An 8,902-nucleotide genomic window follows, 5' to 3' on the forward strand; every position below is an offset into this window, starting at 1 on the left:
CACTTGCTATCCCCTAACAGTGTTAGGGCTCGGTACGACACGCACAGATTGCCCCTAACACCGTTAGAGCGCAAGTCGTATTCCCGGCCTGCGGACTCGCCGGCCGAGCGGTCGTGGCACTGTTGACCCCGCCACACCGTCGATCCACCGCCGTCCGACCACCCCCCGCCCGCTGCCCGACCACTGGAGACGTCCGCACAGCCATGCCGGAGAACGACGACGCGACCCCCGCCCTCACCCGCGAAGCCCTCACCCAGGCCGCACTGCGCGTACTGGAGCGGGACGGCCTGGACGGACTGTCGATGCGCAAGGTCGCCGCCGAGGTCGGCGTCAAGGCCGCCTCGCTGTACTGGCACGTCCGCAACAAGCAGGAACTGCTCGACCTGCTCAGCGACGCGATCCTCGCGCTGGCCGAGCCCCCGCCCCGCCAGGAGGACTGGCGGGCCGAGCTGCACGAGTACTGCTTCCGCTACCGCCGACTGCTGCTCGACAACCGCGACGCCGCGAAGGTCGTGGCCGGGCGGCTCGCACCGGGGCCGTGCCTGCTCAACGTGATGGAGGACCAGCTCGACCGACTCCGCGCGGCCGGCTTCTCCGACGCCGACACGGCCATGGCCAGCTACCTGCTGGGTGCCTTCGTCCAGGGCTTCGTGCTCCAGGAGCAGTCGCCGATCTCGTCCGCCGAAGTGCTCGGGACCAGCCGAAGGGACATCGCCGACGCCGCCGGGGACCTCTTCCGCGGACTGCCCACCACCCAGTACCCCAACCTCGCGGAGCTGGCCGACCACCTCACCGGGCCGGACATGGACGCCCGCTTCGAGTTCTGCGTCCAGCGCGTCCTCGACGGACTGGCCACCCTGCTACCGGCGGACCGGCGCTGACCTGCGGCGTCGCCCCGACGCTCGGCTACCATGCCCCTCGGTAAAGGCTGAGCAAAGGAGTGGTGGGGCATGGGCGGGGAGCCGGTGACGCAGGACGAACGGGACGGACGGGGGGACGGGCCGGGGGACGGGCGGGCGGACGGACAGGGGGACGGGCGGCCTGAGGTCGGGCACCAGCCCGGGGACCCGACCCCCGTCCCCGGCGGCCAGACCGGACTGCTGGTCGGCGCCGCCCGTACGTCGCTGGGCTGTCTCGGCGAGCTGGGACTCGAACTCGTCGGCGGCGCCGTCCTCGCCGTCCTGACCACGGCATCGCTGGCAGCGGTCCTCGTCCTCGCCATAACGGTGCACCGGGCCAGCCCGGCGGGTGCGTACGCACTGGCTGCACTGGGCCTGCTCGGACTCCTCCACGGCATCCGCCACCATCGCCGGCCGGCCGAGCGGCGCAGCCGACCCGGGCGGATCACGGCCCGTGTCACGGGCGGACTCGGCGTCTGGCTGATCCTCTGCGTCGGGTACGCCTCCTTCGGCGACGTCCTCGATCTGAGCTCCGGGTTCTGACGACTCCGGGTTCCGGCCGCCCCGCGCGCCGTCGGAACCGCGCCGCCATCGGAACCGAGCGGACGTCGGAACCGGGCCGCCATCGGAACCGAGCGGCCGTCGGAACCCGGCCGCCATCGGAACCGAGCGGCCGTCGCCGCCGACGGCGGGTAGGCTCGCCCGGCGAACCGGTGCCCCGGCCACTCGACCGCGCGTCCGCAGAGGAGTCCACCGTGCCCGAGCCCTACCACCACGACGAGCCCTACGCCCAGGGGCTGTTGGACGTCGGCGACGGGCAGCGGATCCACTGGAACTGCTCCGGCAACCCGGCGGGCCGACCCGCCGTCACCGTGCACGGCGGACCCGGCTCCGGCCACCGGCCGGGCACCCGGCAGCACTTCGACCCGCAACGGTTCCGCGTCGTCCAGTACGACCAGCGCGGCTGCGGGCGCAGCCTGCCGCACGCCGCCGACCCGTCGACCGGGCTCGAACACAACACCACCGCGCACCTGGTCGCCGACCTGGAGCGACTGCGCGAACACCTGGGCATCGACAAGTGGCTGCTGCACGGCGGTTCCTGGGGCTCCACGCTGGCCCTCGCCTACGCGCAGGCCCACCCTGAGCGGGTCTCCGGAATCGTGCTCTGCGCGGTGACCATGACCCGCCCCGAGGAGACCGAGTGGCTCTACCAGGGCGTCGGCCGCTTCCTGCCGGGCCCGTGGGAGGAGTTCCGCGACTTCCTGCCCGCCGCCGACCGGGACGGCGACGTGTTCGAGTTGCTCGCCGCCTACAGCCGACAGCTCAACAGCCCCGAGGAGGAGGTCCGTCGGGCCGCCGCCCGGGCCTGGGCTGCTTGGGAGGACGCAGTCATCTCGCACGAGGTGCTCGGCAAGCCGAACGCCTACTCCGACCGCCCCGCCGATGCCCTGATGGCCTTCACCCGGATCACCGCGCACTACTTCTCGAACCGGGCGTTCCTGGCGGACGGCCAACTGCTGCGCGACGCCGGACGGCTGGCCGGGATCCCGGGCGAGCTGATCCACGGACGGCTCGACCTCGGCGGACCGCTCGACACCGCCTGGCAGTTGGCCAAGGCCTGGCCGGAGGCGAGGCTGACGGTGATCGACGAGGCCGGGCACACCGGCAGTCCGAAGATGGCCGAGGCCCTGCTGGCCGCCGTCGAACGCTTCGCCTGAGCCGTCTCCTGTGCGGCGCCGCACAGGAGACGTCGCACAGGAGGCGCCGCGCGCGAGGCGCCGCCCGCGACGGTAGGGCCCCTGGGGCACCCCGGCCGTTCGCACAGCTGATCGACCCATCCGCTCCCCCTACGATACGAACCATGCTCGCCTATGCCCCAGCCGCCCTGTTCTTCCTCCTGTTCGGAATCGGGGTACTCCGCGACCGTCGGCAATTCAGCAATGCCGTCCTGCTCGGCATCGCCGTGTCCCTCTTCGCACTCGCCCTGCTCGCCGAACTCCGCAAGGCGCCCACACTGGTGGCGGAGCTCGCGGCGGTGGCGATCATCCTGTTGCCGACCGTCGGCACGGTGGCCCTGGTCTGGTTCCTCCTCGCCAACGGCCTGACGATGATCCGCAAGGAGGGCCGGCGGCCGGCCAACCTGCTGTCCCTGCTCGCCGGACTGGGCATCATCGCCGTGATCGCCCTGCTCTTCGCCGCCATCGCCACCCGCTCGCCGAAGCTCGGCATCCTCGCGGGCACCGCCGTCCTGGTGGTGGGCTATGTCTCCTTCCTCTTCGTCTGCTTCGTCGGTTACGCCTTCCTGTACGGCCGCCACCGGCCGCGCCGGGACGTGGACTTCGTGGTGGTCCTCGGATCCGGGCTGATCGGCGGCGAGCGCGTTCCGCCACTGCTGGCCAGCCGGCTCAACCGGGGCTGCGAGGTGTACGAGGCCCAGGCCGCCCGCGGCAACCCTCCGGTGCTGATCACCTCGGGCGGCCAGGGGCCGGACGAGAAGCTGCCGGAGTCCCACGCCATGGCCGACTACCTGGTCGAACGCGGTTTCCCGGACGAGCACCTCACGCGGGAGGACCGCTCGCGCACCACCGAGGAGAACCTGCTGTTCAGCCGGGCCATCATGGAGCAGGCCAAGCCGGACTACCACTGCGTCGTGGTGACCAACAACTTCCACGCCTTCCGGGCGGCCCTGATCGCCCGCAAGACCGGTGTCAACGGGCACGTCTTCGGTTCGCCCACCGCCCGGTACTACTGGCCGAGCGCGACCATCCGCGAGTTCGCGGCGGTCTTCCTCTCGCACAAGCTGATCAACTTCGGGATCTGCGGCCTCCTTGCGCTCTGCGGGGTGCTGGCGGTGCTCTGAGCCCCACCTCCTGGTTGTCCGGATTCTCGGCTCTCCTGTTCCTCTGTCCGTCCGTTCCTCTCCCCCACTCCTCCGCTCTTCACGGGTGTTCGAATCGGCGTCGGCAGGCCAGCGCCGTGCGTCAGGCGGCCGGGCGCGGCGTCAGAATGGCGCAGGTGGTGGTCGCGTGCGCGTAGAGCTTGCCGCTCTCCGTACCCACCACCTTCGCCTCCGCCGTCGCCATCGTCCGGCCGAGATGCAACACCACGCCCTCGCAGCGCAGCAGTTCCGAATCGCCGAACAGTGGGCGCAGCAGGTGGATGTTCAGCTGGGTGGTGGTGTAGCCGATCCCGGCCGGCAGCTTGCTCAGCACGGCACAGCCGAGCGCCGAGTCGAGCAGGGTGGCCAGGTACCCGCCGTGCACGGTGTTCATCGGGTTGAAGAGGTGGTCCCCCAACTCCCCCTCGAACACCGCCGTTCCCGGCTTGGCCTCGGTCAGGTGGAATCCCATGGTGCTGCAGATGGAAGGCTCCGGGATCCGCCCCGCGATCCACTCCAAGAGGATCTCCTCACCGGAGAGGTGGGCGTACTCGGAGATCGGCGGAGCGGGCGTCCAGGTGTGGGTGCGGGTGCGCGGTTCCCGGCCGGTCGGGGGCTGCGGTCCAGCGGAGGCGGGCTGAGGATTCGTCATGGGATCAACCTGCCCCCTCCGGACGGCCGACTCAAGCCGCCGCCGAACCGCAGCCCGGCGAACAGGTCGGTCTCGACCCCGCCCGCCCCACCGGTCGCCCCGGTCGGGTCCACCGAATCCGCCGGGTCTGCCGGACCTGCCCGACCTGCCGGGCCGCCTGGACTCGGCAGGACAGTGCGCGCCAAGTGGTAGTCCTCCGTCGGCCAGACCTCCCGCTCGATGTCCCGGGGGTGGGCCATGAACGCGACACCGGGCTGGACTTGGGTGGCGTGCGCCAGCAGTGCGGCGTCCCGTACGGCGAACTGCTCGGCGCAGGCGATCCGGGTGGTGGTCGCGAGCGCCGGCGGGGTGTCGGGCCACCCGGCGAGGATTCCGTCCATCCCCGAGGGGACTCCGCGCTCCGTCATGGCGTCGTGCAAGGTCCGGAACCAGGCCAGGGAGAGGGCCAGGTGGTAGTAGAGCTTCGCCACCTGCCAGGGCTCGCCGCGCCCCGGATGGCGCCCCGGGTCGGCCGCGGCCTCGAAGGCCTCGACGGCCACCCGGTGGGTCATCACGTGGTCCGGGTGCGGGTACCCGCCCGTCTCGTCGTAGGTGATGACGACGTGTGGACGGAACTCCCGGATCAACGCGACCAGCGGCGCCGCCGCGACCTCCACCGGCAGGGCGGCGAAGCAGTCCTCCGGCAGCGGTTCGCCCGGGCCCGGCATCCCGGAGTCGACGAAGCCGAGGAAGTGCTGCCGTACGCCGAGGATCTCCCGCGCGGCCGCCATCTCCGCGCGTCGGATCCGGGTGAGGTCCGCACGGACCTCGGGCCGGTCCAGCGCCGGGTTGAGCACCGACCCGCGCTCGCCGCCGGTGCAGGTCGCGACCAGGACGTCCACGCCCTCCGCCGCGTAGCGGGCGAGGGTCGCCGCTCCCTTGCTGGACTCGTCGTCGGGGTGGGCGTGCACGGTGAGCAGACGCAGGCCGTCGGGGTGCTTGGTGAACACGGGTGCCTCCAGGAGGTCGGGATCGTGGACGGGAGACCGGGACGGCTCCCGGAGCGGTCGGAGCGGCCACCCGAGGACCGTGGCGAAGGCCGCTCCGCCCCGGCCCGCACGCTCCTCCGGCGGCCGCTCCGACCGCCCGAGGAGAACTTAGGACGGACCCACTCACTAGGTCAAGCATAATTACTGTGCCCGACCCAGTGAAGTGCGCTAGGCTCACCGCCATGACCGACACCGGAGCCGTTCCGAACCTTCGCGAGCTCAACAAGCGCCGCACCCGCGAGGCGATCTCGCACGCCGCGACCAGGCTCTTCATCGAGCACGGCTTCGACCGCACGACCATCGCCGAGGTCGCAGCGGCCGCCGGGGTCGCCAAGATGACCGTCACCAACCACTTCCCGCGCAAGGAGGACCTCTTCTTCGACCTGCACGAGGAGCTCGTCGACCGGCTCGCCCGCGCCGTCGCCGGTCGCGCCGTCGGCGAGTCCGCCCTCGCCGCCCTGCGTCGCGACTGCCTGGCCGGGCTGGGCCGACACGATCCCCGGCTGGGCTTCTCCGGAGCGGACTTCGCCCGCACCATCGCCGAGAGCCCGGCCCTCGGCAGCTGGCTCCGCGAACTGCACGAGCAGGGCGAGGCCGCGCTCGCCGAAGCACTCGCCGCAGCCGCCGGCCCACCCGCCGCCGACCCCGCCGCCGAATCCGGCCACCCCGACGGACCCGACGGGTCCGACGGGAGGGGCGAGGGCGTCGACTTCGAGAGCCGGGTCGCCGCCGCCCTGCTCGCCGCCGTCGACCGGGCCGTGCTCGCGGAGGTCTTCCGCCGCATCCTGGCCGGGGAGGACCACAGCACCGTCGCCGCCGCGGTGCACCCCGCCGCCGTCCGGGCCTTCGACCGATTGGAGGGCGCCCTGGGCTCCTACGCCGTCCGCGCCGATTGACCGGGCCGGGAGCACTCCCGGAACGACAACGGCCCGCCGCACGCAACGTGGTTGCGCACGACGGACCGTCGAACCAGACCTGAACCGAAGCAAAGCCGAACCGAGCCGGGCTGCCCCGGACCGAGCCGGAGCGGAGCACCGGGTCAGCCCTCGGCGCCGCCCCGGCCAGGACCGGACGCGACGTCAGCGCACGGTCACGGTGAACACCGGCGAGGCGGTGCTGCCACTGACGACGCGCAGTTCGTTCACGCCCTTGAGGCCGAGCTTCACGCCCAGGGAGTAGGAGCCGTTGCGGTTCGTCTGCACGGAGGCCGGCAGTGCGACCCAGGATCCGTGCTGCTTCTGCTCCAGCGTCACGGTGCTCCCGGCCTTGAGACCGGTGGTGGTGCCGGTGACCCGGAACAGTTGCCAGGCCTGGACGGACGCGGCCGACGGCTTGGCGGTGATCGAGGCAGCGACGGACGCGGCGGCCGAGGCGGCGGCGACCGGCGCGGGGTCGGCCGCCGCCAACGCGGGGCCGGCCGCCCCGAGGAAGAGCACACCGAGGGTGGCGACGGCGGCCAGGCGCAGGGAGTTCCGCTTGGAGACGATCACGGGTGCACCCCTTTCAGGGGAGGGTGGTCGTTCGGCCCGAGGGCACGGTCGGTGCCGCACGGACGCTGTCACCTAAGTGAATTCCCCACCCAGCGCCATTGATTGTGCACAAAACGTCACTGTCGGGTAACAGTCCTCGTTACCAAGCGAATTGGCCGAGGGTCGCACCACCGCCCGCCGGGGCACGGACCGTGTCGGGTCGGGCGGTGGCGCCCCGGCGCCGGCCCCCGCCGTTCCACGACGGCTGCGACCGGCACCGGTTCAGTGCGACCAGTAGGGGTCGTCGACCGTCGCGCACTGGGCGGCGTAGTCGAGCGGGCCCTGGCCGAACCCGCCCTTCCCGTTCTCACCACTGATGTCGGTGACGTTGAACACGGAGACCTGCACCTCAGCACAGCCGTTCGCGTCCGAGACGAACCAGAGCCCGAACCCCGAGTCCTTCACCTCCAGGGACCGCCCTTCACGACGGACCGGGTACCCCTTGGCCGCCCACAGTGCCTGGACGGTGTCGAGCGGCTCGGCCTCCCGCCCGGAGGCGATCCTGACCCGGGCCGCCTGACGGGCCTGCATCTCCGACCGACCCGTCTTCTCGCACCCGGAGGTACCGCAGAGTCCCTTCAGATCGGGGTCGCTGTCGTACCTCGCCTCGCCCCACTGGAGCCCCGGATGGAAGGCCCCCGCGACATCGGCGAGCTCGGCCTCGATCCGGTGCTGCGCCTGCCCGACCGGCACGGCGGGTTCCGCCGGCTCCGGCCAGGCGTACCAACCGACCAGGAGCGCCAACAGTGCCCCCGGCACGGCCGTGCGCCATACCGCGGCCCTCATCTCGGATCCTCCCTGGTGATCGTGTTCCCGTGGCCGCTCACGATCTTCCCGATGTTCGCGAGCGAATCGCCGCCCTTGCCGTCCTTCCCGAAGTAGTCGTCATGGGAGTCGGTGATGGTCCCGTCCGCCACCGAGAAGCGCTGAGCGCCGAAGTGCTGGCTCGCCGGATCGGTGCCGTGCCACAACCCGTCGGGGTTCGCGATCGCCTCGTAGGCGGCCAGCCCGGGAACGAGCATCCCGGGCGCCGGTGCCATCGCGACGGGGTCGTACCTGGCCGTGCCGACGTACACGTGATCCGCACCGATCCCGAGCTGCGACGCCTTGTCCACCCCGACGCCCGGGCTGCCCACCAGGACGATGTCGTCGACGGGCAGGCCTCCGGGTTGCTGGGTCGCCTTCCCGACCACCAGGGAGCCGTAGCTGTGCCCCTGCGCGGTCATGTGCGCCGGCGCGCCGTCGTGGCTGGCCCGGAGTCCGTTGAGGAACTCGTTGTACGCGGCCCCGCCCTTCTCCGCCCGGTCCTGCCCGAGCACCGAGGAGCCGGTGCCCTCCAACTGCGGGGCGTCGTACCCGAGCCAGAACACGGACGCGACACTCGACGGCACGTCACCGTTGGCCCTGGCGCTGTTCTCCGCGGAATCGTAGATGCGCTTCGCCGTCCTGGCGTCACCGCCTCCGACGCCTGCGAGGGTGCTGTTCAGCCCGGGCACCAGCGACGAGACGTTCTTGGCCTTGTCCGGGTCACCCCAGGAGATGATCGCGCGGCCCTGCCCCTGGTCGCCGATCCCCAGCAACAGCAGCGGCGGGTTGGAGCCCGGCCCGCCGACACCACCGTCCACCTTGCCGTCGAGCCGGTCCTGGATGGACTGGAAGCCGGCGAGTTTCTGCGTCAGATCGTCGTGCTTGCGCTTCCACGCCGTGTAGTCGGGGTTCTCCACCGGCCCGCCGTTGGTCTCGGCCACGCTCAGCATCTTCTTCGGCTCGGGGCCGAGACCGGCGAGCCGACGGTCGTAGTCCTGGATCAGGTTCGTCAGATTGATCCGGTTGGCCTGGTTGCGGTCGGTGGCGGGGATGCCGTCCAGGTTGCCGACCTGGTCGGGGTGGTTGAGGATCATCCGCTGCTGCTGGTC

10 protein-coding genes are annotated in these 8,902 nt (G+C 71.8%); 5 read left to right on the forward strand and 5 right to left on the reverse strand.

What is annotated here, in order from left to right:
• Positions 1-203: 203 nt before the first annotated feature.
• From AB0O91_RS25455 to AB0O91_RS25470, 4 genes are all read left to right on the forward strand, one after another.
• Entirely contained in the window at positions 204-881 is a 678-nt protein-coding gene (locus AB0O91_RS25455) for a TetR/AcrR family transcriptional regulator C-terminal domain-containing protein (RefSeq protein ID WP_363437175.1), read from the forward strand.
• Positions 882-950: 69 nt separating this feature from the next.
• On the forward strand, positions 951-1,442 hold the full coding sequence (locus tag AB0O91_RS25460) for a hypothetical protein (protein WP_363437178.1): 492 nt from the start codon (positions 951-953) through the stop codon (positions 1,440-1,442).
• Positions 1,443-1,654: 212 nt separating this feature from the next.
• Complete coding sequence (pip, locus tag AB0O91_RS25465) at positions 1,655-2,617, forward strand: prolyl aminopeptidase (protein ID WP_363437181.1); 963 nt, start codon at positions 1,655-1,657, stop codon at positions 2,615-2,617.
• Between the two features lie 143 nt (positions 2,618-2,760).
• Entirely contained in the window at positions 2,761-3,759 is a 999-nt protein-coding gene (locus AB0O91_RS25470) for a YdcF family protein (RefSeq protein ID WP_363437184.1), read from the forward strand.
• A 121-nt stretch (positions 3,760-3,880) separates the two neighbouring features.
• Here AB0O91_RS25470 and AB0O91_RS25475 read toward each other — a convergent pair whose 3' ends face one another.
• Together AB0O91_RS25475 and mca are read right to left on the reverse strand one after the other, a co-directional pair.
• Positions 3,881-4,429, reverse strand: coding sequence for a PaaI family thioesterase (locus AB0O91_RS25475; RefSeq protein WP_363437186.1), 549 nt, complete (start codon positions 4,427-4,429; stop codon positions 3,881-3,883).
• Positions 4,426-5,418: a mycothiol conjugate amidase Mca gene (gene mca, locus AB0O91_RS25480; RefSeq protein ID WP_363437188.1), complete on the reverse strand. Its 993-nt coding sequence runs from the start codon at positions 5,416-5,418 to the stop codon at positions 4,426-4,428. The genes AB0O91_RS25475 and mca overlap by 4 nt, the downstream gene beginning before the upstream one ends.
• 221 nt (positions 5,419-5,639) lie before the next feature.
• On the opposite strand from mca, the gene AB0O91_RS25485 reads away from it, so the two are divergent.
• A complete protein-coding gene (locus AB0O91_RS25485) occupies positions 5,640-6,353 on the forward strand; it encodes a TetR/AcrR family transcriptional regulator (RefSeq protein WP_363437190.1) in 714 nt (237 codons plus the stop codon).
• Positions 6,354-6,536: 183 nt separating this feature from the next.
• Here AB0O91_RS25485 and AB0O91_RS25490 read toward each other — a convergent pair whose 3' ends face one another.
• The 3 genes from AB0O91_RS25490 to AB0O91_RS25500 all read right to left on the reverse strand — a co-directional run.
• Complete coding sequence (locus AB0O91_RS25490) at positions 6,537-6,947, reverse strand: hypothetical protein (RefSeq protein ID WP_363437193.1); 411 nt, start codon at positions 6,945-6,947, stop codon at positions 6,537-6,539.
• A gap of 261 nt (positions 6,948-7,208) precedes the next feature.
• Positions 7,209-7,772 (reverse strand): hypothetical protein, encoded by a 564-nt coding sequence (locus AB0O91_RS25495; protein ID WP_363437195.1) that lies wholly within the window; start codon positions 7,770-7,772, stop codon positions 7,209-7,211.
• On the reverse strand, positions 7,769-8,902 hold a 1,134-nt coding region (locus AB0O91_RS25500; protein WP_363437197.1), incomplete at its 5' end, for an alpha/beta hydrolase. The genes AB0O91_RS25495 and AB0O91_RS25500, both read right to left, overlap by 4 nt.

Origin of the sequence: Kitasatospora sp. NPDC089797, assembly GCF_040684795.1 — a bacterium.
Lineage (GTDB): Bacteria > Actinomycetota > Actinomycetes > Streptomycetales > Streptomycetaceae > Kitasatospora.

Bases quoted from the DNA above. Each gene is read 5' to 3' on its own strand.
- AB0O91_RS25455 (WP_363437175.1), top strand. From the start codon at position 204: ATGCCGGAGAACGACGACGCGACCCCCGCCCTCACCCGCGAAGCCCTC.
- AB0O91_RS25460 (WP_363437178.1), top strand. From the start codon at position 951: ATGGGCGGGGAGCCGGTGACGCAGGACGAACGGGACGGACGGGGGGAC.
- AB0O91_RS25470 (WP_363437184.1), top strand. From the start codon at position 2,761: ATGCTCGCCTATGCCCCAGCCGCCCTGTTCTTCCTCCTGTTCGGAATC.
- AB0O91_RS25475 (WP_363437186.1), bottom strand. From the start codon at position 4,429: ATGACGAATCCTCAGCCCGCCTCCGCTGGACCGCAGCCCCCGACCGGC.
- AB0O91_RS25485 (WP_363437190.1), top strand. From the start codon at position 5,640: ATGACCGACACCGGAGCCGTTCCGAACCTTCGCGAGCTCAACAAGCGC.
- AB0O91_RS25495 (WP_363437195.1), bottom strand. From the start codon at position 7,772: ATGAGGGCCGCGGTATGGCGCACGGCCGTGCCGGGGGCACTGTTGGCG.